Below are 25,344 nucleotides of genomic sequence, written 5' to 3'. Positions count from 1 at the left end.
AAAAGTAATACTAAAAATAGTAAGAACTATCTCAATGAATGTCTGGCTTTTCATCAAACACAAAAAGAAAAATCCACCAAAAAGGTGGATTAATAGAACATAAAGCCATCTTATTTGGTAACCCAGCTACCATAACATTTCTGTCTTAGGTCTGAAGCTTTGCGTCCCTATCTTTCAATAGGTTTGCCATTTTCTTAAGAAAATATTTTTATCTATTAAATTTAAGCATATCGTCAATGTAAAATTTTACACATTTAAATAATACCATATTTATATTGAAAAGCATTCAATATGATAAAAAATACACATTACTAAAGTTTCACTACCTCTATCATTGCAGGAAAAAGGAAATCCCTTCAGCCTCGCAAAGATAATTTCCATTTTATCCATTAAATGCTCTACTGCAGAAACATTATATAATTCATGCGAAATGTACTCATAAACTTCTTCTAAATCATCCCTAGCAGCAGATGTCATCTTTGAAGTGAGAAGACTGTCGTCCATATTTCTTTCTTAACTCTTGCTCTCTTTCTACCTTTGCCCCGTCGCATATTGCATCATTACTTTAGAAGTCGCTTCTCCCCTTAAAACTTCACCCGCAATGGACCTTCTGCTGATTTCCACCACTCAAATTCGACTTATCCGCAGGAGTCGCTCCGAGTAAATGAGCTTGAACAGAGGTCATAGCTGTCACTTCAGCTGGGATCGTATATGTGCCATGATACGTCATCACACCATCAACGACTGTTTTAGTATTGGCAAACAACGGAACGGTCTCTGTTGTTCCATTCGCTAAATCCCTAAGCCTAGAGTTGCAACGATCGGTTGCTTTTACACGAATGCTCTCTTCTGCTACATGCTTACCATTAAACATTTTCACATAGTAATCAACAGGCTCCATCAAAGTAAAAGATGCTGACAAGACACCTTATCAGCTGCGAGGGATGTAGCTGACTTTTCCGTATTACTTTTATACTTTCGCATAATTATTTTCTCATCATTCCATTTTTTTATAGCGGAAAAATTGATTTCGTGGTGAAATAAATATATTGATTACAAGCACAATAATAAGAAATAGGTATGATCATAGATAAAGGTGGATTATCATGGGGAATCATTTCGATTATTTGGTAGAGCATTATGGATATATCGGTTTAATCATCGCTTTAATATTAGGCATTATTGGCTTACCAATCCCGGATGAAATTCTCCTTACATATGTTGGCTATATTGTCTCTCAAGGAAAGATGTCCTATTTTTCCACCATACTCTGTGCCTTTATTGGGGCAACGGCCGGGATTTCGATTAGCTATCTCCTCGGTAGTAAGTTAGGCTCACCTTTCTTAGAAAAATTTGGCCCAAAACTTCATTTAACAGAAAAAAGGATGAATACGACGAAAAGACTTTTTCATACATTTGGCCCTTATTTACTTTTCATCGGCTACTTCATTCCAGGAGTACGGCATATCACCGCTTATCTGGCGGGGATTAACTCTTTGCCTTATAAGCGGTTTGCCCTCTACGCATATTCTGGCGCTCTCTTATGGGGATTCACTTTTATTACATTAGGGAAGAAATTAGGGGATCATTGGGTGGAAGTAGAGCATTACTTCGCGATTTATAGCGTTTATCTCATTCTCTTTGTCATTATTATCGTCATTGTTGGCTACTTATATTGGATAAAAAATGAATCAAAACAAGCATAAGCGATTATGAAGGATATCGAGTAGGAGGATAATCATTAATTGATTATCCGACCTCTCACACCACCGTACGTACGGATCCGTCATACTAAGCATGTACCTTGTTGTAATGTTGAACACAAGAGATTAACCCAAACCTTTTTGCCTCGGGCTTCCTTCAGATTCCACGCCGCCATGGACATCCTTGCCTTTAGCTATGCCTGCCCAAGTGAGACAGCCCAATCAAGTACTTGGGCTCGCTATTTTATAGTAGCCACAGCACACAAAACCTCAAGAAAAATGAAATGTGATCAAAACCGATTATTCCTCAAAAATATGATATCTACTGGCAACCTCAAAATTATTGAAAACACAAAAAAGCACCTATACTGGTGCTTTCCCTAACTTCCCTATTCGATGGAGCATAGCGGGATCGAACCGCTGACCTCTTCGCTGCCAGCGAAGCGCTCTCCCAGCTGAGCTAATGCCCCATGTTTAAAATTGTCGTGCTCTATGTATCATTATAGCGCGAATTAATCGTAACGCAATACCTAATCTCGATGGCTTTATTTTCAGAAAAACAATTCCATCAGCCACCATACAATTCCTGCAATAACAGCAACAACTAGTGAACTCATGACATTTTCAAGGGTGAGTTTGCGGTGCTTAACGATATCAAAGACGAGCCACCCACAGAAAATGGCGAATGCAAAGATAAGTGTTGATGTAAGTTGAGTCATTCCGTCTCTCCTATTCCCATTATGTTCTTTGTCTATGATAGCAGAGGGTGATTGACTCGGCAAGAGAATGGCTATACTGAGTGACATGGACTCATAAAGAGAAAACGGGGTGAGTACGTGCCACAATGGTGGATATTGAGAACATTATTTGGAAAGGTCTCATTACTTATTAAGTTATTTTTGGCTGTTATGTTGACAATTGTTGTCGGTGGGGGCATTGTCCATTTAATTGAACCCGTTCAGTTTGTTCACTGGTTTGATGGTATTTGGTGGGCCATTGTCACGATTGCAACAGTCGGTTACGGAGATTATGCGCCAGAATCCATTCTAGGTAGGCTATTAGGAATGACTTTAATGTTTGTCGGTGTAGGGTTCATGACCTTGCTTGTCTCAACAGTTGCATCAGCTGCTTTTTCTACAAATCAATCTACTCGCTTCGGGGAGCTTGCGTTTTTGGGGAAAGATCATGTGATAATAATTGGTTGGAATGAACGTAGCAAACATACAATTGAGAATATTAACCAAGCACAGCCAGTTACTGAGATTGTCCTCATTGATGAAACATTACGAGAAGCTCCTAAGGGATATCAAAAGCTACATTTTGTCAAAGGCAATAGTAGTGAGGATGCCGTGCTAAAACAAGCAAACATAGGGCTTGCCTCAAGTGTGGTCATTACAGCAAAGCATCAAGGTAGTGAATTTGCCTCGGATGCCCGTGCTATTTTAACAACACTTGCTGTAAAAAGCCAAAACCCTAATGTATATACAATTGTAGAAATTTTAACGAGAGAACAGCTTGAAAATGCTCGTCGCGCTGGTGCAGATGAATGCATTGAATCAACAACATTAACAGGTGCGGTGCTTGTCACGAGCCTTCTCTATCATCATATGAGTGATGTTTTAGATGACTTGCTTAAATTTAATCAAGCAAACCAGCTTTCTTTTCAAGCAACACCTCGCAAACAAATAGGTTATCCTTTTTCACAAGTGATCGCTGCTTTTTATGAGGAAGGTACATTGTTAATTGGATTAAAAAGAAACGAGCAGGTGCTGATCCATCCGCCCGCTTCTATGCTTATTCAAGAGAATGATGAATTGATTGTCATTGAGCGCCACTTTGTTAATAAATCAAGGTGAGTTCTAGCTCTCTAATTAAGCTGTGAGCCGTGGGTAGATATTTTTCATCAATCGTTGCATCTTTATCAACAGGGTCTTGGAATTGATTAACAAGACTATTCATTGGCACGATTCCTTCTGTTGGTTCTACGTTATCATCAAGCCCACGGTTAAACTTGTGATTTAATAAATACGGCTGCCCTAGCTGGACGGTTACACCTCGTTGATCAAGCTCACCATCAACCGCTTGAAAAGGCAATCGTAAAAAGGTGTAGCCTACATCCTCATCGATTTTGTAATCAAAATAACCATGGTCATATTCCCAGCCTCCGCCAATACTGTAGCCAAGTGGCTTCAATTTATCTTCAAGTTCCTTTAATTTGAATTGCTTTCCTATGACAGCTGATGAAAGTCTGTGCATCATCCTCATCCTTCCTCTTATCTTTCTTTTAGAGTGATCACATGAATGAGGTTTTATGTATTGATTAGTAAACTTGGCATGTCTCACAGGATTTGAATAGATGCAGCGTAGCACCTTAGATAAAAATAAAGCCTGATCCCTATTAATTCTTTGGATCAGGCTAAACTAATTATTTTAAACGAGATTCAAGCTCAGCTTTTTCTTTTTCAAAACCTGGCTTTCCAAGTAAAGCAAACATGTTCTTTTTGTATGCTTCAACACCTGGTTGATCAAATGGGTTAACCCCAAGAAGGTAACCACTAATCCCTACCGCTTTCTCAAAGAAATAGACGAGATAACCGAAGTGGTATTCATTAAGCTCAGGAATGTTGACGATTAAGTTTGGAACACCGCCGTCAGTATGAGCAAGCATTGTACCTTGGAATGCTTTCTTGTTTACAAAATCCATTGTTTCTCCAGCAAGATAGTTTAGTCCATCTAAATCACTAGCTGCTTCTTCAATTTTGATTTCCTCACGTACGTTCTCTACATTCAAGACTGTTTCAAATAAGTCACGACGACCATCTTGAACATATTGACCCATTGAGTGAAGATCTGTCGAGAAATCAACAGAAGCTGGGAATAATCCCTTTTGATCTTTCCCTTCACTTTCACCAAATAATTGCTTCCACCACTCACTTACAAAGTGAAGAGAAGGCTCATAGTTCACCATAAGCTCGATTGTCTTTCCTTTGTTATAAAGCGCATTACGCACAGCTGCATATTGGTACGCTTGATTTTCCGCTAAGTTTGGATTAGCGAAATCTTTGCTTGCATCTTCTGCACCCTTCATCATCGCTTCGATATCAAGACCACTTACAGCAATCGGAAGTAATCCTACAGCTGTTAAAACAGAGAAACGTCCGCCGACATCATCTGGTACAACGAATGTTTCATAGCCTTCGTCATTTGCAAGCGTCTTAAGAGCACCTTTTTCACGATCAGTCGTCGCAAAAATACGCTTACGTGCCTCTTCTTGTCCATATTTTTTCTCAAGGTAATCACGGAAAATACGGAAAGCAATTGCAGGCTCAGTTGTTGTTCCTGATTTAGAAATCACATTGACTGACACATCTTTTCCTTCAATTAAAGCCAGTAAGTCTTTGATGTACGTTGAGCTAATATTTTGTCCAACAAAGAAAACCTGTGGAGTCTTACGCTCATCTTTAGAAAGAATGTTATAGAAAGAATGATTAAGGGCTTCTATTGCTGCACGAGCTCCTAAATAAGAACCACCAATACCAATAACAAGTAAAACATCAGAATCATTCTTAATCTTTTCTGCTGCTTTCTGAATGCGAGCAAACTCCTCACGGTCATAATTGCTAGGAAGATCAATCCAACCTAAGTAATCACTTCCTGCACCTGTTCCATTATGTAAAGCTTCATGAGCTGCTGTTACGGCCCCTTGCATATAATCAATTTCATGTTGATTGAAAAAAGGTAATGCTTTCGTATAATCGAATTGTAATTTAGCCATTCGTTGGCCTCCTTTTGTTTTTAAAGGTTTATCTCTGTACACTTTAACGAATGAAAGAGCAAGAATCAAGTAACTAGCAAAATGTAAACGGAATCAAACAAAAAAAGCTAGTACACGACTTTTATCTTGGCAAAATGATGACGTTATTATACATTTTTCGAGGACAAAAAAGGTGACCGAAGCCACCTTTTTCATTTTATAATGATGCTGTTAAAATGTTCTCTACATCATTTTTTGTTAATGGTTTGAAGTTGCCGAATTCACCGTTCTTTGCAGCAAGGCCTGCCATTTTATCAACTTGGCTATTATCAATATCATAATCAGCTAACCGATTTGGTGCACCAAGTGACGTCCAGAATGCCGATAGCTTTTCAATTCCTTCAAGAGCGACCTCTTGATCTGTCTTACCAGCTGGGTCAACACCGAGCACACGAGTTGCCAACTGAACATGGCGTTCAATTCGCTCATCTAATGCATGACGAAGCCAGTGTGGGAATAGAATTGCGAGTCCTCCCGCATGCGGAATATCATAAATAGCAGAGACCGCATGTTCAATGTTATGTGTTGCCCAGTCTCCACGTAAGCCCATTTGCGTAATACCATTAAGCGCCATCGTTCCACAATAAAGAATCGTTTCACGGTATTCTTCATTCTCTAAATCAGCGAGTAACTTCGGAGCTGTTTCCATAACAGTAAGCAGGATCGACTCCATAATACGGTCTTGTAATGGCGTATTTTCAGCCTTGTGGAAATATGCTTCCATTACATGTGTCATCATATCGACCATGCCATAAACCGTTTGATCTTCTGGTACAGTAATCGTGTTCTTAGGATCAAGAATCGAAAATTTCGGATAAGAGAAAGGACTACTCCAACCAACCTTTTCATTGATCTCCCAATTTGTCACAACAGAACCAGCATTCATTTCTGAACCAGTTGCCGCAAGCGTTAAGACAGTCCCTAATGGAAGAGCTCCAGTAGCTTCCGCTTTCTTCGTAATCACATCCCATATATGACCGTCAAATTTTGCCCCAACGGCAATCGCTTTTGAAGCGTCAATAACACTTCCTCCACCAACAGCAAGAATGAGGTCAATGTTATGCTCGTGACAAAGATCTATTCCTTTTTGTACGGTTGTTAGACGCGGATTCGGTTCAACCCCGGCAAGCTCAGTAACCACCGCTCCAGCTTCCTTTAACTGCCCAATTACTTGATCATATAAGCCGTTACGCTTAATACTTCCGCCGCCATATACGAGAAGCACATTTTCACCATAATGTTTTACTTCGTTTGCTAAAGCACTGTTTTGGCCTTTTCCAAAAATCAACTTTGTTGGATTTTGAAATACAAATGGATTCATCGAACTCCTCCTTTATTTCATTCCATTCTATTATTACCAATTCGAATTCAAATGTAAACTTTGGCACACTGTCCTCATGCATAATTACCATTACGTTATCTCATTCTATAAGGGAGGCACAACCTTTTCTTCCTGTTGTGTTCATTTAATCACTAATGGAGGTGAATGATGTGAGCGGTATTCAACGTACAGCATTACTACTTGCGATTATCGGTGCGATCAACTGGGGATTGATTGGGTTCTTCCGTTTTGATCTTGTCGCTGCCATATTTGGTGGTCAAGCAGCTGCATTCTCACGTGTTATCTATGCCATTGTCGGCCTAGCTGGTCTCTATTGTATCTCTCTTCTTTTTAAACCAAGTGAAGAGCTTGAACGTGTTCCAGAGACACAACGCTAACGACGAAAAAGGATCTGACTCATTCTACATCAGATCCTTTTTCATTTCTTCTTTTCAAGGAAAAAGCTTGATGATTAAAATCCCATGAAACCGTTAAAAACATTGTTAACAAGGTAAGAAGTTAGTCTCGTCATCCAATCAAAATAGAGCATTACGCCAAATACGATCATCATTACCCCACCGACCTTCATCATTAGGTTCATGTATTTTTTGATAACATTCATTTTGCCAACAAAGAACGTCATCGTAAAAAACGGAATTGCAAATCCAACACTATAAACACTCATGTAAAGCATGCCAGATCCGGGGCTAGTCATACTCAGTGCAATGACTGATGCTAAAATCGGCCCAATACAAGGAGTCCAGCCTGCAGCAAATGCTATGCCAATGACATATGTCCCTATATATCCACTTGGTCGCTTCGAAAATTGAATCTGGTTGTTTTTCATTAGAAATGTAGGTTTCATGACACCAAGTGTGACGAGCCCAAATAAGACGATAAACATTGCCCCAAGTTGCCTAATTAAATTGTTATACTGAATAAACAGATCACCAATTAAAGACGTCGACATGCCAAGCACAATAAAAATTGTTGAGAACCCTAATATGAAAATGAAGGTATGTAACATTGCTCGTGGTGGCAATCCCTTTCCCTTTTGCTTTATTTCATCTACTGACAAACCCGTAATATAGGCCAGAAAAGCGGGATACAACGGGATGTTACATGGCGAAACAAAGGACAACAGCCCCGCCCCGAAGGCTAATAGTATCGTAATATCAGTCATAGAAAGCTCCTTTCAGAGGTATATGGATTACGCATAGGAGTGTAATCCTGCAATGACCAAGTTTACGACAAGTAAGTTAAACATGATAATGGCGAACCCGATGACTAAAAGCCAAGCTGATTTCTCGCCATGCCACCCTCTTGAGAGACGAAGATGCAGGTAGGCTGCATAAAACAGGAAGGTGATTAACGCCCATACTTCCTTCGGGTCCCAACCCCAAAAGCGTGTCCACGCAATTTGAGCCCAAATCATGGCGAAAATTAATCCACCCAATGTAAAGACAGGAAATCCAATAATAATCGCTCGATAACTTACCTCATCAAACAATTGAGGATTTACATTTTTTAAAGCAGGCTGTATCGCAGCAGAAACACGTTTTCTTAATACAAGCCGTAAAGGAAGATAAAGAAGGAACCCAGAGAAAATAGACCACAGGAACGTATTGAGCTTACGCGGGGCTTCAACTCCATTCATCCATCCAGGTGTTTCAAATAATGGCCCAAACCGGTCCTGATCTGTTTCAATCAGTTCCCCTTCAGTAGGTCCAACAATGGGTGGCAATTGATAGTCAAGCTGCGCTTCATAATCCATCTCATTAACCCAGTTAAACGTAGCGGAATAATGAATAGCGGAAAAAATTCCTACCGTTATGGCAATACCAATTGCACATGTAACGGTAAAAACAATCGCCTCAAGCCAAAACGTTTGCTTCGAGCGTCTGGTTTGATCAACAACTCGAATTAAATAAATAAGTGCAGCAACAAAACCAATTCCTAAAATGCCTTGACCAATCGCTGTCGTAATCACATGAATATGAAGCCAATACGTTTGAAGTGCTGGTATGAGTGGTGAAACCTCCCTCGGAAAAACAGAGGCATATGCGATAATGACAATCCCAATTGGCATCGTAAAAATACCGAGTACTGGCTTTTTATAAATAAGAAAGAGAATCAGAAAGGCAAAAATGATCGTCATCCCAAGAAAGGTTGTATATTCAAACATATTACTAACTGGAGCATGTCCAGCAACCATCCATCTCGTGACGAAATAGCCAAGCTGAGCTAAAAAGCCTGCTAAAGCAAAGCCAAAGCCCATCCATCCCCATCTCTTTGTTTTTTTCTCATGTTTCTTGCTTTCAAAGTACATCGTCATGGAAAAAACAATCGTTGCGACGATATAGATAAAAAAAGCCGCGAGCAATAAATTACTGCTAAGTTCAACCATGTTCAACGTCCGCTCCTTTCAAAGATTAAGTGTCTTCTTTTCTATCTACAGGCTGTTTCAGTCCTAATTCGTCTGTCAGTTCAGTCATTTCTCTTTGAAAACTAAACCAATTTTTATTCGTATGAGCAGCGAGGATGACCTTATCACCTTCCTGCTTTAACCAAATTCTTCGATGTGTCCAGTAGCTTCCCTGCACTAAACCAACCATGAAAATAAAACCGCCTGCAATGAGAAATGGCAATGTATGATCTTTTCGAATGGTCAAAGCTGAGATATGCTTTGTTTCAATATTAGAGAGCCTAATGGTGTACGTATTGCTATCATTAGGATCAAAATTTTGACCAATTGTTAAAAAACTAACCTCGTTTTCATTTTGATTAGGGCTATTCACCACAAAGATAAATGCTGGATTTTCAGGAATACGAGATTGAGTACTTGGCATGCCATTATTATTTAGATAAAAGTCAGGGAAGTAGTCTTGCAGCGTAATCATGTAGTTACCTTCTAACTCATACAAATCATCTGGATTTAACAAATCGACTGTAAATTCATCGATCACCTCTCCTGTTTCTTCATTTTCAAGCGTAAACATCATTTTGCTAAGCTCAAATAATTTATAGTCCACTTGATAGAGCGCAAATCTATCAAATTTAATGGGGTCATTGACGATGATTTTATGCGAATCTATTTCCTGAAGTTCTCGAGGTGCCCCTACAGGCCCATCCGTCTTTTGTTGATAGAGCGTGACAGTCGTTTGATACGTTTTAACAACGGGTCCACCTTGATTCTGAATGGCCTGACCGAAGACCTCATCCTCCTCATCATATAGCTCCACTAAAAACTCATGATTTTCTAAGTAATACTCTCCGTTTGTCCCAGGAATCACCTCTATATCTCCCTCACCAATCCATAGTTGATCATCGATAAACATCCCAGGAAAAAAGCGAAGCATCCCTCCAATTAAGAAGATAATTAGACCAATATGGTTCACATACGGTCCCCATCTTGCAAAACGACCTTTTTCAGCGAAGATCGCATTTCCATCTGTCCTCACATTGTATTTTTTGTTTTTTAACTTTTCTACTAACGCATCACGAATACCCGTATTCATACTTTCTGTTTCACTGACCATTCGTTGCTTTTTCATAAAGTTTTCATGCTTCTTAACACGTTGATTTTTTAACGAGCGATATAGCGGGAAAAAGCGGTCAACACTCGCAATGATCAGCGATACCGTTAAGGCAGCCATTAACAAAAGATACCACCAAGACTGATATAAATGATGAAAACCTAATTCAAAGTAAAGTTGTCCAAGCAAGCCATATTGGTCCGCATAATACTCCGCGGCAAGGACAGTTGGAGGAATATACATTTCCTGTGGCAAAATCGTTCCTAATGAAGAAGCGACAAGCAACAGAACAATAATCCAAATTCCTACTTTTACGGAAGAAAAGAAATTCCAGATTTGATCAATAATTGATTTACTGTACGTTTGCGAACGTCTTGCCGCCCCTTCATAACGCATATTTAAAATCGTTTCTTTTTCACTATGTTCTTCTAAAGGCTTCCCACATGCCCCGCATAAAGCGGTGCCTTCGGGGTTTTTCTGCCCACAAGAGCAGATAAGCTCAGCCATTTTTCATCACTCCTATGGTTTGATGCTCTCCATATAACTAGCAATATCTGCTTCTGACATCCCACCTGTAATGATTTGGATGACAGTTCCTTGTGGATCGATCAGAAAAGTCATCGGAAGAGGAATGACCCCGTACCTGTCTAACACTAGTTGCCCACTATCCATCGGAATGGGAAAAGATAAATCATGGCGGTTTACAAAACGCTCGACAGTTAACGGAGCCTCTCCGACATTTACAGCCAGAATCTCCACACCTTGATCTTTATAAATAGCGTATTGGTTCTCCATATAAGGCATTTCTCTCTCGCATGGAGGACAGTACGTTCCCCAGAAATTCAAAAATACTCCCTCTCCCCTGTAATCTGCTAGCTCCACTTCATTTCCATCTAAATCCGTTAAAACGAAGTTAGGAGCCTCATCTCCGACTCTTACAGCGGCGCCTCTATCAGAGAAAAAATGAGAATAAAACATGTATCCGATCGCAGTAGCTATGATCAATAAGATAGCTGAACGCATAAACAAACGTCTCTTCTTTTTCATCGCTTCCTCCTTAACTGAACGTTCTCTTCGTGTAGTGTAAAAAGAAATTGTGTAGGAATCATGAAGAAGAGAGAGAAAAGTGAATTTGTCACATCCTCTTCATTTTTAAGGATCAAAAAAAGCACTCCTTGAACTATTCAAGAAGTGCTTGATGATTAATCTATTTGACGACTCTCTTTCTTTCTTCGATACTTAAAAAAGAGAAAGAAAGCCGCTGCACAAGATAGAGGAATAATTGCGTACAGACATATTGTGAAAAAGGTGTGGCCAAGGTGCTGATGAGTATCTGGAAGCATCCAAGTCGCTGAAAAGGTTAGACAAGCTATACCTAAGGTGACAAAGCCTAACACGACGAGCCATTCAATTGATTTCAAAACAGATCAACTCCTTGTGCATCAATCGATCTCAATAGTGTAATCGTAAACACAGTTCCCTTGCCAACCGTACTTTCCACCTCAATTGTTCCACCATGTAATTCAATCAATTGCTTGACAATCGATAAGCCAAGTCCTGTTCCACCAAACTCCCTCGATCTAGACTTTTCAACTCGGTAAAAACGTTCAAAAATATAAGGGAGCTCTTCTTTATCAATGCCCATTCCTGTATCCTGAATTGTTATTTCCACATGTTTTTGCGCTGCAAGAAGGGATACATCAATCTTACCACTGTCCGTATAGCGAATCGCATTTTCGATCATATTTAATAAAGCTTGTTCAATTCGCAAAGGGTCGCCCATGATGACTGTATCTTCAGAGCTCGATGCCTCATGCGAAAACCTTAGCTCTATCCCTTTTTGTCCTGCTTTATAGGAAGTCTTATCTAGAATGAGCTTAATCAACTCATCCAATTGAACATTTTTTATTTGAAGTGTAAATCGACCTTCGTCCATTTGTGCTAAATCAAACAAATCATTGACTAAATAAGTTAAGCGAGTCGCTTCATTTTCAATGATATTCAAATATTGATTTTTTTCTTCTTCGGTTTTCCATAAGCCTTCTCTTAATACTTTTGCATACCCTTTTAAATAGGTCATTGGCGTCCGTAGCTCATGTGAAATATTTGCAAAGAACTCTCTTCGCTGTTCATTAATCCGTTTCAAATCAGCAGCCAAATCATTTATTGCGCGAGCCAGTGAACCTAATTCATCCGACGATTGTTCTTGAATTCGCGTATCAAGTTTTCCTTTAGCTATCTCACGTGCAGCAAGCTCCATTCGCACTAATGGCTGCGACAGCTTCCTTGAAATAAAAATCGTCAGTCCTACTCCAAAAAGTAAAGATCCGATCGCTGCTAAAAACACCAAATTTTGCACAGTTTCTAATGATTGAAAAATACTTTCTAGCGATGAAAAAACAATGATATGGGCTAATGTATCACCCACTTCGATTATAGAAGCTGCAGCTAAAAACGTTAATCCTTCTGATGTTTTAAATGAATTTGTCAGATAAGGCTGCTCATCCAACACATTTAAGCGATCTCGAAAAAAACGAATATCCTCTTCACTCATGGACATGTGGGAATGAGCTAAAACAAGCCCTTCTTCACTTAAAATGATCATTTTTTGATTGGAAATTCTTGCTGCAACCTCGACCACATTCAAGCGATTTACCGTTGGCTCCTCATTTATTAAAGAAGCATATTGGCTCGATAATGTCAGCGTTTCTTCTTGTGCTTGATTAATGTAGAAACCGTAAAAAATCTGGTTTAGAACAAACCCCAATGGTAATAATATAGCAATTAGCAGGAGAATAATCGCTGCACCTAATTTAATATCAATTCGATTCATAAGATCTCATCACTTTTAAATAAATTTGTATCCAACACCCCAGACAGTTGCAATGCGATTATGCAAAAGCCCAGCAGCGTAGAGTTTTGAACGAATATTTTTAATATGAGAATCAACGGTTCGTTCTGCTCCAAGATAATCTTCACCCCAGATTAAAGAGAGTAGATCATCACGCGTAAATACTCGTGATGGAGAGGATGCTAGTTTATAGAAAAGCTCAAATTCTTTCGCTGTTAGCTCAACTGGCTGCTTGCCAATATATACGGTTCTATGTGTATAATCGATCTTCAATCCGTCTTCAAATAATAACTCACTTGAGTCTTGTACGGATCTCTTGTTCGTCGCTCTTCTAAGTAAAGCATGAATTCGCGCAAGCAATTCTTCTGGTTCAAAAGGTTTTGTTAAGTAATCATCTGCACCTAAATTTAACCCTTCGACTCGGTCCTGAAGCTCTTTTCTAGCTGAAAGTATTAATATTGGAATATCAGAGTGCTCTCTTATGACTTTGCACACTTCAAAACCATCTTGATTTGGCATCATAATATCAAGAATGATAAGGTCATAGTCATCCTTTGAATCGATTATTTTCGAAATGGCCTCTTGACCCGTTGATGCTTCTGACACAGCAAAGCCATCACCTTTTAAATAAATGGACAAGAGATGACGCATATTCCATTCGTCATCAACGACTAAAATCGTACGATCTAGTTTCATAGGATAAACTCCTTTTTCACCAATTACTTAAATTATATAAGATAAATGTGTGCAACATATGAAGTTGGTTCTACAAATTTTAGAACGTTTCCAACAAGATTTAGAAACTTTCATGAACTATACACTCTGCTTAAGAATGCTTCTTTATCTGTTCAACTAGAAACGAACCAACTTTCACATAAAAAAACACCCGCATATGCGAGTGCTTGATGATCGAACTTATTTCTTTGCGCGCTTGTTAAGATCAGCTTGAATTTCGTTAGATTGCTTTAACCATTCTTTAAGCTTATCTTCTAGTGTATTGAAACCTTGTTGTGGAGCTTGTTGTTGTGGCTTACGACCACCGCCGCCTGCATTTCCACCAGTGTTACGAGGCTTATTAGCTGGACGAGCTGGACGCTCAGGAGCTTCTTGAGTAGCACGGATTGATAATGAAATTTTTCCTGACTCCTCTTCAACGTTCATGATTTTTACTTTTACTTCATCTCCTACTTTAAGAACATCATTAATATCCTTAACGAAACCGTGTGCCACTTCTGAGATGTGAACTAATCCTTGTTTCTTCTCATCGATTGCAACAAAAGCACCAAATGGCTTAATTCCAGTAACCTTACCTTCTACGATACTGCCTACTTCATAATTTGACATACATATACACTCCTAAATAATTTTTAACCTTTTAATTTTAACATAAGATTATCTTTTAAGCAAAAGCGATTTATTATACACGATAAATAAGACTAGACATGAAAGAATTATCGTCTAGTCTTATTGCGTGTATCATCTGATAATCGTCCATGCGCGAGAAAACGTTCGGCTAATTCAATCTTGAGATCGCGACGATACTTTTCTAATTTGTATTCACTTTTTGGATCAATCAAAGTAATAACTGTTCCTGCTTTACCCATTCTTCCCGTACGGCCAGCACGATGCAGGTAGCTGTCAGGGCTTGCTGGTGGGTCAAGCTGAATAATATGAGTGACATCATCGACATCAAGACCACGAGCTGCAACATCTGTTGCGACTAGGATATGCGTCTCCCCTTTACGAAATTGATTAAGAGCTTGTTCTCTTTCTTGCTTAGATTGTTCAGATGAAAGCGGTAGTGCTTTGATCCCTCTATACGTGAACTTTTCTGCTGTTTCGCTAACAGTATCAAGCTGATTCACAAACACAATCCCTTTTTCAATCTTTTCGGCATGAATTAACCGACGAGCCATATCAATTCTGTCTCTTGTATCTACACGAATAAAGAGGTGTTCAACTTTTTCTGTTTCAAGTAAACCACCTTCTGCTTCGACTTGCACGACAAATGGTGCTACATCAGCTACTTGCGCAGAAAAGTCTTTTGGAATCGTGGCTGATACAAACAAAAATTGTGTATCTCTTCCTGCACGCTTGGCAATTTGCATCGTCGCTTCCCACGAAGGTCGTTCAGCCATCATTCGGTCTGCTTCATCGATGGCAACGACTTGGACCTCATGAATTTTTAGCTTTTTCATTTCGATGAGCTCAAGTAATCTCCCTGGTGTTCCAATCGCAAGCTGTGGCTTTTGTTTCTTTAGACGCTCAACTTGACGCTTAATATTAGCTCCACCAATGAACGCACCGATTTCAATTGGATGATTTTTTGTGAGATTCTTTGCGACATCAACAACTTGCATCGCAAGCTCTTGAGTAGGAGCAAGCACAATCGCCTGTAATCCTTTTTTATCTTGCTCAATTTTTGCAAGTGCTGGCAAAAGAAAAGCAAGTGTTTTTCCTGTTCCCGTTTGTGAGCGCGCGATTAAGCTTTGCCCTGCTAATGCTTCTGGAATCATTTTTATTTGGATATCGGTTGGTTCGGTTAATCCTTGTTCTGTTAATGCATTTGTTAAAAACGCCGGTAAATCAGTAAATGAAAACGTCTCACTCATCAAAAGTCCCTCTTTCTTTTCGTTACACTTCTGCTCTTTGCAGCTGATCTACTTTCTCATCTGTCACAAGCGCTAGTTCATTTAAAAAGGCTTGTTGAAAAGCCCCAATTCCAAGTTCATTCGTTTTTGAAAAAGCGATTTCAGCTGCAATTCCGTAATAAGCTACAGCATCCGTTGCCGCCGCTACAACGTCATCTCGCCGAACAGCCACATACGCACCAATGACGGCACCTAGTAGACATCCTGTCCCAACTACCTTCGTCAACCAAGGGTGACCGTTAGATATAGTATGGACAAGTTGTCCATCTGTAATGACATCCACTGCACCTGTGACAACAGCTACGCAATTAAACATCTCAGCAGCCTTTTTCGCAAGCTCGATGGTGTCACCTTCAATTGCCCCGTCTACTCCTTTAACCGTTGCCTTAACGCCGACAAGAGAAGCAATTTCTCCAGCATTTCCTCGTAGAACGGTCACATTCATTTCATTTAAAAGACGCAAGCTCATATCCGTTCGAAATGTTGTTGCCCCAGCTCCAACTGGATCTAAAATAATAGGCACACCAGCTTTGTTTGCTGCTTGTCCTGCTAGAATCATACTTTCGATTTGCTCAGTTGAAAGGGTTCCAATATTTAAAAGTAGGGCCCCTGCGATACTCGCCATATCAGCTACTTCTTCTTTTGCATAAGCCATAACAGGAGATGCACCCATTGCGAGTAGACCATTTGCCGTAAAATTGGTTACAACGACATTTGTCATACAGTGAACAAGGGGATTTTCCTTGCGAATTTGCTCCAATGTCATCAAAACACGTCCTTTCATTATAGTACGCTCACGTAGCATGAACCGCGCCAAGTACCCTCATCACGAGGGCATGTTATAAAAAGCTTACCTGTTTTACATGACGAAAACAAACAAAATTTTTTCTAACGATGCGTATAATGTTCAGATTACTGTCCATAATGGGTAGTACAATCGTATTCCCCCTACGAATAGAGAAGCTGACTCACTTTCATGAGTCAGCTCTTTTTTTGTTCTTATAATTAAAGACGCTCGAGTAAGCGATTGATTCTCTTAACAGCTTGTTCTAGATTTTCCATCGATGTCGCATACGAACAGCGAATATGCCCTTCGCCACCTTCACCAAAGACATGTCCTGGAACAACAGCCACACGTTCTTCAAGTAAGAGTTTTTCAGCAAATTGTTCAGATGAAAGTCCAGTACTCGCTATCGATGGAAACGCATAGAACGCCCCACCTGGAATATGACACTCTAATCCAATTTCAGCAAACGATTTAACAACAAAGTTGCGACGTTGCTTATAAGATTGCTTCATTCGCTCAACGTCATCCATTCCACTTTGCAATGCTTCTAACGCACCATATTGGGCCATCGTAGGTGCACACATTAAGCTATACTGATGAATCTTTAACATAGCAGCAAGCAAATCAGGTGGAGCAAGCACAAATCCTAAACGCCAACCAGTCATTGCAAACGCTTTAGAGAAGCCTGAAATTAAAATCGTTCTCTCTTTCATACCCGCAAGAGACGCAAAGCTAACATGATCCGCATCATAGCTTAATTCTGCATAGATTTCATCAGAAAAAACAAGCAAATCATAACGTTCAGCAAGTGCGGCAATACCATGCATTTCAGCTGCATTCATCGTCGTACCTGTCGGATTGTTAGGAAAACTAAGCATAATTACCTTTGTTTTCGGCGTGATTGCTGCTTCGATTTGTTCTGCAGATACTTTAAAATCATCTTCAATTTTCGTTCCAACTGCAACTGGTACACCACCAGCCATTTGAACAAGAGGAGCGTAGGAGACAAAGCTTGGCTCGACGATGATCACTTCATCACCCTCATCAAGAATTGCACGCATCCCGATATCAATTGCTTCACTTGCACCGACTGTTACAAGGATTTCTTGTTCAGGGTCATATTGAACCGAAAAACGTCGATCCATATAAGCTGCGATTTCTCGGCGAAGCTCAATAATTCCTGCATTTGCTGAATAAGCAGTAAAGCCCCGCTCTAAAGAAGAGATGCTCGCTTCTCTTACATTCCAAGGTGTGACAAAGTCAGGTTCCCCGACCCCCAGAGAAATAATATTTTCCATTTTCGAAGCAAGATCAAAGAAGCGTCGGATACCAGACGGCTTAATCTCTTGTACTCGCTTTGATAGGCGTCCATTCGTTGTCGTTTGCGATGTCATCATGGTGTCACCACAATACGACGATCTTGTTCTCCTTGTTCAAACACAACACCATCATGCTTATATTTTTTCAATTGAAAATGAGTTGTTGTGGAGATGACGGTATCAATCGTTGAAAGTTTCTCTGAAACAAAGCGAGCAATTTCAGACATTGTTTTCCCTTCAATAACAACAGACAGATCATATGCACCTGACATTAAATAAAGTGCCTTTACTTCTGGAAAACGATAAATTCGCTCTGCTACTTGATCAAAACCAACACCACGTTGAGGAGTGACTTTGACGTCAATCACTGCCGTTACACCCTCTTGCTGATCCACCTTGCTCCAGTCAATGACAGCCGAATAACTAAGAATGATCTTATCATCCTCAAGCTGTTGAAGAATATCCTTCACTTCTTCTTCTGTTACATCCACCATTTTCGCCAAAGTAGGAATGGTAATTCGACCATTTTCTTCTATTATGCGTAGGATTTCAATCGCTCTCTCGTTCATCCTAATCCCCTTCCATCTCAGCCACATTTTTATCTTTTTTTCTTTATTTTTAACTTACATTTTGTCTATCATAACACATTGATTGAAAGGAACAAATCACCTTTTCTTACTATTTAGAAGCTATATTCTATTCTTTATTCTATTCATGTTATGATGATAAGTATCTAAATGTCTAGGAGGGTTTATCCATATGGTTTCTTCTCAATCGCAAGGCTATGCCTTGCTCATTATTGATATGATTAATGACCTTGAATTTGACGATGGCAATCTTTTGTTTCCTCATGCCCTCGAAGCTGCAAAACATATTTCAGCCTTGAAAAAACGTCTAAAAACAATCGATATTCCTGTCATTTATGTCAATGATAATTACGGAAGGTGGCAATCTGATTTTCGCAGCATCGTTGATTATTGTATGGAGAGCGATGTCAGAGGGAGACCAATCGCTAATCTCCTAAAGCCCGATGCGGATGATTATTTCGTTCTCAAACCGCAATTCTCAGGCTTTTTTGCCACGCCTCTAGAATTATTACTTGAACATTTAAATGTTGATACACTCATCATAACTGGAGTGGCTGGAAATATGTGTGTACAATTCACTGCTAATGATGCGTATATGCGCCACTTTAAGCTCATGATTCCCGCTGACTGTATCGCATCCAATACTGTAGAAGCAAATCAAGAAGCCGTCCATTTGATGAAAGATGTCTTAAAAGCCGACACCTCTCTCTCTAAAGATATCTTAAATCAAGCGAATGAAAAAAACTGACCAGCTAGATAATTCTAGCTGATCAGACCTTTTAAGCAAATACTTGTTTTAACGATTCCTTATCCTGCTCTAACCAAAAACGCATCAATCTTTTCGCTCCGTCTAGATCATGTAGCTTAGCTTGACCACATTGCTTTTCCGTCGCAGCTGGTACAACGTCAATTTCTAGAGAATACTTCATTGTCTTTTCTAGAACATCAATAATTTCATCAACTGATGGAGTTCCGCTCATAATAAGATAGAAGCCTGTTTGACAGCCCATAGGCGACAAGTCGATAACATCAAAATGGTCATAGTCTTCTGCAAAATGACGAATATTTAAAGCAAGAAGATGCTCCATCGTATGAATCACATCTGGTTTCATCACTTGCTTATTTGGTTGACAGAAGCGAATATCAAATTTGTTTACTTCACCATCTGTTCCAACTTTATGCGTACCACAATGGCGTACATATGGTGCTTTCACAATTGTATGATCAAGTTCAAAGCTTTCAACTGTTGGCATGTGTTTCACTCCTTAATAAACGTTTTCTATCATTTATTATAACAGAATAAATCTTACATTAAAATGAGATTTCATCCTTTACTTATTACCTGTTCTATCAATCAAGATCGCATGTTTGTGAGCAAATTGTGCAAGATTTTCATCATATCCTTCTGGAACAAAACGATGAAGCTTCAGTCTCATTCCTTTTTTGAGATGGACAAGAACAATCGGCCTTGAACCTGCGTGAATCATATGTACTTTTTCAATTTCATTCGGCTTAACGACTCGCTTTGAAATCGCCATACTTAAAATACGAATCTCATATTTCAAGGAATCTTCTAAAATTTCTAATTTGTAATTCGTCGTCATGGCCGCAAAAAAGAGAAATAATACTACATAAGCAATATATTCAAAAGCAGAATCTAATGCATATGTGTAAGTTAGCGTCATCACAAAAAGAAGAATCCATAAAAATTTCGGTTCTTTTGCGTGATAGGTCACGTTCACATCACTCCTTATCTGTTATGGCTCTTCCATATACAAACGTCATAATCGCAAAAAGGATAAAACTAATAACTAAGATTGTTCCCCCAATAATATAGAACAATAAATAAACGATTTCTGGCATTAGAGGTGGCTTAAAATAATGGAGATACATTCCACCTGTTAAACCAAACGCACCTATAAAAGCAGTCCAAACATGTACAGTAGCAAGCTTTGAAGATTTCGGTATCATAAACATTCGATAAAAAACAGCAAATGCAAACAAGGAAAGCCAGCCAACTACTAAAATATGAGCATGTATGGCTCGAAATAACATCGAGCCAGCTCCTGCCATATGTGAGCCTATAAATGTTCCGATCAAGGCATAAATGGCTGAGGTTCGAAGTAAAAATCTAGTTCGATTCATATTTATCTTCTCCTTTTCTTAAAATGGAATCATGCTTCCGTATCATTTCATTATACACGGTTTGACCGCTAAGAAAGAAGAGACTGTCTTGAAAAAGCAAAGTTAGTAGAAAGGAGAACGTAATGAAAAAAAATTCTTTTACGAAAACGTTTATTCATCAACTGAAAACGGACCCCATTCCAGACTGGGCAGCTACCCTTGCCTTTTACTTCATGCTATCGATTTTTCCTTTGATGATTTTCATCCTTGCACTCGTTCCTTATTTAAATGTCAATATCGAGGTAGTTGATTCCTTTATCCATGATTATATTCCTTCAGCAATAGCCGAACTGTTTTCCTCAACTATTCTTGATGTCATTAGTAAACCTCAAGGAGGGCTCCTCTCTTTTGGAATACTCGCTACCATTTGGTCTGCTTCAAATGGGGTCAACGCGTTAATTCGGGCTGTTAATCGCTCTTATAATATTGAAGAAACACGTCATTTTTTTGCACTTCGCTTGCTTTCAATTCTGTTAACGATTGGCATGATTATCGTTTTTGTCGTCACTCTGCTCCTTCCAGTATTTGGTGATGTGATTATTCTAGCCATGGAGACGTACTTCTTTGTTCCAGAGAAGACCATTATACTGCTTAGCATGCTCCGCTGGATTGTAGGGATTAGTCTAATGACCTTAGTCCTCACATTCGTTTATTGGATTGCACCGAACGTGAAATTAAAGTTTAGACAAGTCATCGTTGGAGCAGTGACAGCAACAGTCGGATGGCAAATGATTTCATTTGCATTTTCAACATACATTAGCAATTTCGCTAACTTCTCTGCGACTTATGGAAGCCTTGGTGGCGTTATTATTCTCATGCTTTGGTTTTTTCTTACTGGTATGATCCTTATTATTGGTGGTGAAATCAATGCTTCCCTTTATGAACAAAAACGTAGAGCAACATGACTATAGATCATACGCTTAGAACCAGAAAGGACAATGTATATAAATAAGACATTTGGACATAATGGGTAGCAGATTAGAGTTGATTATCGAAATGGAGATGAGTAGATGAATAAAACAGAACTTGTTCAAGCAGTTGCTGAACGGACTCAATTATCAAAAAAAGATGCAGGAAGTGCTGTTAATGCTGTATTTGAATTAATTACCGAAGCGATGTCAAAGGAAGAGACAGTCCAGTTAATCGGCTTTGGGAATTTCGAAGTTCGGGAACGGGCAGCGAGAAAAGGACGTAACCCGCAGACTGGTGAGGAAATTGATATTGCAGCTACAAAAACTCCTGCCTTCAAAGCAGGTAAACAATTAAAAGATGCAGTGAAATAAGAAAAGCGAAAGCGCCTTGTTCAGCCGCGACAAGTGCTGGAGGCCTGTCCATGAGTTGCCGGGTTTTAGGCAACCATTGACAGGCAGAAGCAACCTCGAGCGGCTAGGCGCTGTAGCTAGACATAAAGAAAAGCGAAAGCGCTTTGACTACTTGCGCTAGACATCACCGAATAAAATAGAGGCTGACTCAGATACTCATCGCCATTGATGGGATAAGCTTACCTTTTTAGTCAGCCTCTTTGTTATTATGATTCTTGATACGGATTTCCTTCATCAGGTTTTTTATATGTTACATAGGTTTTCGCAAGCATGTCATGAATTCCTCGTTTATCTTTACGGAATGCAACCATAAAGATCGTAACGATCAAACCAATTCCTAACGTAATGACATAGACAAACATAGCTACAATCACTCTAAGTAACATTGTACCAAATCCTACGTTACTTCCATCCAATTTCACAATACGAACACCACAAATACGCTTCCCTATCGTATAACCATACCATACCACTGGTAGGATTAATGCATAAAGTAAATTCATTATATTTTGTATTATTTCTCCCTCTTCAAAGCTGATACCTATTAATGTAGTGACAATTAGACCTACTACAGCGATAAGTAATCCATCAATAAGAGTAGCACCGAGACGAATCCAAAAACCCGCTGGACGTTCGACCATCTTTTTATCCTCCTTTTAATATCTGATTTAATGACAAACATTCATTAGTATACCAAATTTCAAAATTCCCTGCACAAAAACCAAGCGTCCTTTGTATACCCATTTCCAAAAAATATTGACATGAAACCAGTTAATTCCTATTCTAATGTTAACCACAAATAAAAAAGATGTGAACAAATGACTCGATCCAATGCATCTTTAAGAACAGTTGCCCTGGTTCTCGTTGCAATGTTTGCGGCTTTAATGACAATTGGAGCAAACGTTACCTCCTTTTTAGTAATCGGCTCTGTTCCTATCACTACGCAAACTCTATTTGCCATTCTAGCTGGCTCCTTACTCGGAAGCAGATTAGGAGCTTTATAAATGACCATCTATTTACTTGTCGGACTCATTGGCTTTTCCGTTTTTGCTAAGTTCAAAGGTGGTCTAAGCACGTTTATTAGTCCAATATTCGGATTCTTAGTAGCATTCGTAACGGGATTAATTATTGAAAAAAGTAAGCAGAAAAGCTTAAAGACATTTATGATTGCTTGCTTCGTCGGTCTTATCATTATTTATATGTTTGGGACACATTATATGTACTTCGCCTTCCAAATCCTTACGGGTCTTAAGCAGTTAGCTACAAACTTGTGTGGAGTTGGATGGCAGCCCCGCTAATAAAAAATATTATTCTCACTATGTTTGCTGCCATTTTATCAAAACGAATTTATCATACTATCAAAAAAAGTAGAAATCATCTTCAACATGCAACCTAAAAAATAAGGGTCTGATCCAATTATTATATCCGTTTTAGAGGACAGACCTTTTTCTTTATGTCTAGCTACAGCGCCTAGCCGCTCGAGGTTGCTTCTGCCTGTCAATGGTTGCCTAAAACCCGGCAACACATGGAAAGGCCTCCAGCACTTGTCGCGGCAAAACGAGGCGCTTTCGCTTTTCTTTATGTCTAGCTACAGCGCCTAGCCGCTCGAGGTTGCTTCTGCCTGTCAATGGTTGCCTAAAACCCGGCAACACACAGAAAGGCCTCCAGCACTTGTCGCGGCAAAACGAGGCGCTTTCGCTTTTCTTATGATTGAACCTGAAGTAGACGTATAAGGAGAGGAAAAAGTTTCAAAAAAATGTCGATTGGCCTCAAATCCAATCGACATGTTTTCTTATAATACCATGGCTGCAATCCAACCAAATATAAAGAGTGGAATATTAAAGTGTAGAAATGTCGGTACACATGTATCCCAAATATGATTATGTTGACCATCTGCATTCAAACCAGCTGTCGGGCCTAGTGTACTATCAGATGCTGGTGCACCCGCATCACCTAATGCTCCAGCTGTACCAATTAATGAAATAATCGCTAAAGGTGAAAAACCAGCAGCAAGACCTAGTGGTACAAATAATGTAGCGATGATTGGAATCGTGGCAAATGACGAACCAATGCCCATCGTCACAAATAAACCTACTAGTAACATAAGCAAAGCAGCTGCAGCTTGACTCTCGCCAACAATCGCGCCTACTTGCAAAACGAGTAAATCCACATGTCCTGTTTCACGAATAACTGCAGCAAATCCAGAAGCCGCTAACATGACGAATGAAATAAAGGCCATCATTTTCATTCCTTCTGTTACGACACCATCTGCTTCCTTCCATTTTAAAGAGCCACTAACAAGTAAAACAACAATCCCAGCCAAGGCTGCCATAATCATGGATTCTGAGATTGTTTGAACAACTAATGTCGTGATAATAGAAATAATCGCTGTTATCACAGACCATGTTGAATACACTTGTTGCTCTTCTTTCATACCAACAATATCACGGTCTTGATAGTGGCGAGGTTTACGGTACGTAATAAACACCGCGACCAATAGACCAATCACAAGCCCTAAAGTTGGTAGAGCCATAGCTGTTGGTAAATCCGAAACCTCAACAACCAGGCCACTCTCTGCCATATTATCCACGACGATCCCGTGAAAGATTGCTCCAAATCCATAAGGTAAGAAAATATAAGGCGCTGTTAAGCCAAATGTTAAAATCGAAGCAACCGCACGACGGTCAACACCAAGTTCATTTAAGATTTTCAAGATAGGTGGAATTAATATTGGAATAAAGGCAATATGAATCGGCACAACATTTTGAGAGAAACACGAAATTAGAGCTAACAAAAAGAAAATAAGTGCCTTTGACAGTGCTTTTTTTCGCGAATCTTCACTACGACCAACAAGCTTAATGACAGATCGAACCATTACATCTGGTAATCCTGTACGAGCAATCGCAACCGCAAATGCCCCAAGAAGAGCATAACTAAGGGCTACGTTTGCACTCCCACCAAGACCATCACTAAAAACCGTTATTGTCTCTTCTAAGCCAATGCCGCCGAGTAAACCACCGATGAGCGCGCCTATTGCTAGAGCAAGCACTACGTGTACACGTACGAGACTAAGAATGATCATGACAATAACAGCTACAAAAACTGCATTCATATAATCAACTCCAAATTCTTTATTCTACTAAAACACTAATGTAAAAAAGCACTCAATAAAACTAACACCAGCTTACTATTTATGTCAACAGATACTTTTTTACAATAAGGAATTAGAAACAAAAACATGTTTAAGCCTATGCTTTAAACTAGGATGG

At 39.4% G+C, this 25,344-nt stretch carries 28 protein-coding genes, 1 tRNA gene, 1 pseudogene and 1 riboswitch; of the genes and pseudogenes, 7 read left to right on the top strand and 23 right to left on the bottom strand.

Features of this window, described 5'->3' with window-relative positions:
* Nucleotides 1–113: 113 nt before the first annotated feature.
* Nucleotides 114–198, bottom strand: a riboswitch (cyclic di-GMP riboswitch).
* Between the two features lie 394 nt (nt 199–592).
* A complete protein-coding gene (locus tag IQ10_RS17360) occupies nt 593–922 on the bottom strand; it encodes a hypothetical protein (protein WP_144451732.1) in 330 nt (109 codons plus the stop codon).
* A gap of 184 nt (nt 923–1,106) precedes the next feature.
* Here IQ10_RS17360 and IQ10_RS17355 point away from each other — a divergent pair, with 184 nt between their 5' ends.
* On the top strand, nt 1,107–1,706 hold the full coding sequence (locus tag IQ10_RS17355) for a DedA family protein (RefSeq protein ID WP_144451731.1): 600 nt from the start codon (nt 1,107–1,109) through the stop codon (nt 1,704–1,706).
* A gap of 394 nt (nt 1,707–2,100) precedes the next feature.
* Here IQ10_RS17355 and IQ10_RS17350 read toward each other — a convergent pair.
* A tRNA-Ala gene (locus IQ10_RS17350) sits at nt 2,101–2,173 on the bottom strand.
* An 81-nt stretch (nt 2,174–2,254) separates the two neighbouring features.
* Complete coding sequence (locus IQ10_RS18225; protein WP_199757450.1) at nt 2,255–2,422, bottom strand: hypothetical protein; 168 nt, start codon at nt 2,420–2,422, stop codon at nt 2,255–2,257.
* Between the two features lie 117 nt (nt 2,423–2,539).
* On the opposite strand from IQ10_RS18225, the gene IQ10_RS17345 reads away from it, so the two are divergent.
* Complete coding sequence (locus IQ10_RS17345; protein WP_144451730.1) at nt 2,540–3,559, top strand: potassium channel family protein; 1,020 nt, start codon at nt 2,540–2,542, stop codon at nt 3,557–3,559.
* On the opposite strand, the gene IQ10_RS17340 is transcribed toward IQ10_RS17345, so the two are convergent.
* From IQ10_RS17340 to IQ10_RS17330, 3 genes are all read right to left on the bottom strand, one after another.
* Nucleotides 3,543–3,959 (bottom strand): YugN-like family protein, encoded by a 417-nt coding sequence (locus IQ10_RS17340; RefSeq protein WP_144451740.1) that lies wholly within the window; start codon nt 3,957–3,959, stop codon nt 3,543–3,545. The two genes, IQ10_RS17345 and IQ10_RS17340, sit on opposite strands and share 17 nt — an antisense overlap.
* Before the next feature lie 169 nt (nt 3,960–4,128).
* Entirely contained in the window at nt 4,129–5,478 is a 1,350-nt protein-coding gene (locus IQ10_RS17335; RefSeq protein WP_144451729.1) for a glucose-6-phosphate isomerase, read from the bottom strand.
* Between the two features lie 196 nt (nt 5,479–5,674).
* A complete protein-coding gene (locus IQ10_RS17330; protein WP_144451728.1) occupies nt 5,675–6,838 on the bottom strand; it encodes an iron-containing alcohol dehydrogenase in 1,164 nt (387 codons plus the stop codon).
* 170 nt (nt 6,839–7,008) lie between these two features.
* Here IQ10_RS17330 and IQ10_RS17325 point away from each other — a divergent pair, with 170 nt between their 5' ends.
* Nucleotides 7,009–7,236 (top strand): DUF378 domain-containing protein, encoded by a 228-nt coding sequence (locus tag IQ10_RS17325; protein WP_144451727.1) that lies wholly within the window; start codon nt 7,009–7,011, stop codon nt 7,234–7,236.
* A 74-nt stretch (nt 7,237–7,310) separates the two neighbouring features.
* On the opposite strand, the gene IQ10_RS17320 is transcribed toward IQ10_RS17325, so the two are convergent.
* The 12 genes from IQ10_RS17320 to IQ10_RS17265 form a co-directional block, all read right to left on the bottom strand.
* Nucleotides 7,311–8,021, bottom strand: a complete 711-nt coding sequence (locus tag IQ10_RS17320; RefSeq protein ID WP_144451726.1) for a cytochrome c biogenesis CcdA family protein — start codon at nt 8,019–8,021, stop codon at nt 7,311–7,313.
* A 27-nt stretch (nt 8,022–8,048) separates the two neighbouring features.
* Entirely contained in the window at nt 8,049–9,245 is a 1,197-nt protein-coding gene (ccsB, locus tag IQ10_RS17315; protein ID WP_144451739.1) for a c-type cytochrome biogenesis protein CcsB, read from the bottom strand.
* Nucleotides 9,246–9,270: 25 nt separating this feature from the next.
* Nucleotides 9,271–10,881: a cytochrome c biogenesis protein ResB gene (resB, locus tag IQ10_RS17310; protein WP_144451725.1), complete on the bottom strand. Its 1,611-nt coding sequence runs from the start codon at nt 10,879–10,881 to the stop codon at nt 9,271–9,273.
* A 12-nt stretch (nt 10,882–10,893) separates the two neighbouring features.
* Entirely contained in the window at nt 10,894–11,421 is a 528-nt protein-coding gene (gene resA, locus IQ10_RS17305; RefSeq protein WP_144451724.1) for a thiol-disulfide oxidoreductase ResA, read from the bottom strand.
* A 155-nt stretch (nt 11,422–11,576) separates the two neighbouring features.
* Nucleotides 11,577–11,795 (bottom strand): hypothetical protein, encoded by a 219-nt coding sequence (locus IQ10_RS17300; RefSeq protein ID WP_144451723.1) that lies wholly within the window; start codon nt 11,793–11,795, stop codon nt 11,577–11,579.
* On the bottom strand, nt 11,792–13,207 hold the full coding sequence (locus tag IQ10_RS17295) for a sensor histidine kinase (RefSeq protein WP_144451722.1): 1,416 nt from the start codon (nt 13,205–13,207) through the stop codon (nt 11,792–11,794). Before IQ10_RS17295 ends, IQ10_RS17300 begins: the two co-directional genes overlap by 4 nt.
* Before the next feature lie 15 nt (nt 13,208–13,222).
* Nucleotides 13,223–13,921, bottom strand: a complete 699-nt coding sequence (locus IQ10_RS17290; protein WP_144451721.1) for a response regulator transcription factor — start codon at nt 13,919–13,921, stop codon at nt 13,223–13,225.
* A 219-nt stretch (nt 13,922–14,140) separates the two neighbouring features.
* Nucleotides 14,141–14,569, bottom strand: coding sequence for a S1 domain-containing post-transcriptional regulator GSP13 (gene yugI, locus IQ10_RS17285; protein WP_144451720.1), 429 nt, complete (start codon nt 14,567–14,569; stop codon nt 14,141–14,143).
* A gap of 107 nt (nt 14,570–14,676) precedes the next feature.
* On the bottom strand, nt 14,677–15,837 hold the full coding sequence (locus IQ10_RS17280) for a DEAD/DEAH box helicase (protein ID WP_144451719.1): 1,161 nt from the start codon (nt 15,835–15,837) through the stop codon (nt 14,677–14,679).
* Nucleotides 15,838–15,859: 22 nt separating this feature from the next.
* On the bottom strand, nt 15,860–16,642 hold the full coding sequence (thiM, locus tag IQ10_RS17275; RefSeq protein ID WP_144451718.1) for a hydroxyethylthiazole kinase: 783 nt from the start codon (nt 16,640–16,642) through the stop codon (nt 15,860–15,862).
* A gap of 239 nt (nt 16,643–16,881) precedes the next feature.
* Entirely contained in the window at nt 16,882–18,057 is a 1,176-nt protein-coding gene (locus IQ10_RS17270; protein WP_144451717.1) for an aminotransferase, read from the bottom strand.
* Nucleotides 18,057–18,551 (bottom strand): Lrp/AsnC family transcriptional regulator, encoded by a 495-nt coding sequence (locus IQ10_RS17265; RefSeq protein WP_144451716.1) that lies wholly within the window; start codon nt 18,549–18,551, stop codon nt 18,057–18,059. The genes IQ10_RS17270 and IQ10_RS17265 overlap by 1 nt, the downstream gene beginning before the upstream one ends.
* Before the next feature lie 190 nt (nt 18,552–18,741).
* Between IQ10_RS17265 and IQ10_RS17260 the strand changes: the two genes are divergently transcribed.
* A complete protein-coding gene (locus IQ10_RS17260) occupies nt 18,742–19,317 on the top strand; it encodes a cysteine hydrolase family protein (protein WP_144451715.1) in 576 nt (191 codons plus the stop codon).
* Between the two features lie 31 nt (nt 19,318–19,348).
* Here the strand turns inward: IQ10_RS17260 and IQ10_RS17255 are convergent, their stop codons facing one another.
* From IQ10_RS17255 to IQ10_RS17245, 3 genes are all read right to left on the bottom strand, one after another.
* Nucleotides 19,349–19,822 (bottom strand): S-ribosylhomocysteine lyase, encoded by a 474-nt coding sequence (locus IQ10_RS17255; RefSeq protein ID WP_144451714.1) that lies wholly within the window; start codon nt 19,820–19,822, stop codon nt 19,349–19,351.
* Nucleotides 19,823–19,900: 78 nt separating this feature from the next.
* On the bottom strand, nt 19,901–20,305 hold the full coding sequence (locus tag IQ10_RS17250) for a hypothetical protein (RefSeq protein WP_144451713.1): 405 nt from the start codon (nt 20,303–20,305) through the stop codon (nt 19,901–19,903).
* A 7-nt stretch (nt 20,306–20,312) separates the two neighbouring features.
* Nucleotides 20,313–20,714 (bottom strand): hypothetical protein, encoded by a 402-nt coding sequence (locus IQ10_RS17245; RefSeq protein WP_144451712.1) that lies wholly within the window; start codon nt 20,712–20,714, stop codon nt 20,313–20,315.
* 122 nt (nt 20,715–20,836) lie between these two features.
* On the opposite strand from IQ10_RS17245, the gene IQ10_RS17240 reads away from it, so the two are divergent.
* Both IQ10_RS17240 and IQ10_RS17235 read left to right on the top strand, forming a co-directional pair.
* Nucleotides 20,837–21,658: a YihY/virulence factor BrkB family protein gene (locus IQ10_RS17240; protein ID WP_144451711.1), complete on the top strand. Its 822-nt coding sequence runs from the start codon at nt 20,837–20,839 to the stop codon at nt 21,656–21,658.
* 105 nt (nt 21,659–21,763) lie between these two features.
* A complete protein-coding gene (locus IQ10_RS17235; RefSeq protein ID WP_144451710.1) occupies nt 21,764–22,036 on the top strand; it encodes an HU family DNA-binding protein in 273 nt (90 codons plus the stop codon).
* 245 nt (nt 22,037–22,281) lie between these two features.
* On the opposite strand, the gene IQ10_RS17230 is transcribed toward IQ10_RS17235, so the two are convergent.
* Nucleotides 22,282–22,716, bottom strand: a complete 435-nt coding sequence (locus IQ10_RS17230; protein WP_144451709.1) for an RDD family protein — start codon at nt 22,714–22,716, stop codon at nt 22,282–22,284.
* 177 nt (nt 22,717–22,893) lie between these two features.
* Here IQ10_RS17230 and IQ10_RS17225 point away from each other — a divergent pair.
* Nucleotides 22,894–23,471, top strand: a pseudogene (locus tag IQ10_RS17225) (biotin transporter BioY).
* 396 nt (nt 23,472–23,867) lie between these two features.
* Here the strand turns inward: IQ10_RS17225 and IQ10_RS17220 are convergent.
* Entirely contained in the window at nt 23,868–25,187 is a 1,320-nt protein-coding gene (locus IQ10_RS17220; RefSeq protein WP_144451708.1) for a Na+/H+ antiporter family protein, read from the bottom strand.
* Between the last annotated feature and the right edge of the window lie 157 nt (nt 25,188–25,344).

The organism is Halalkalibacter nanhaiisediminis (assembly GCF_007830185.1).
GTDB classification, from domain to species: domain Bacteria; phylum Bacillota; class Bacilli; order Bacillales; family Bacillaceae_D; genus Halalkalibacter; species Halalkalibacter nanhaiisediminis.
This window is presented reverse-complemented; position numbering and strand designations above follow the sequence as displayed.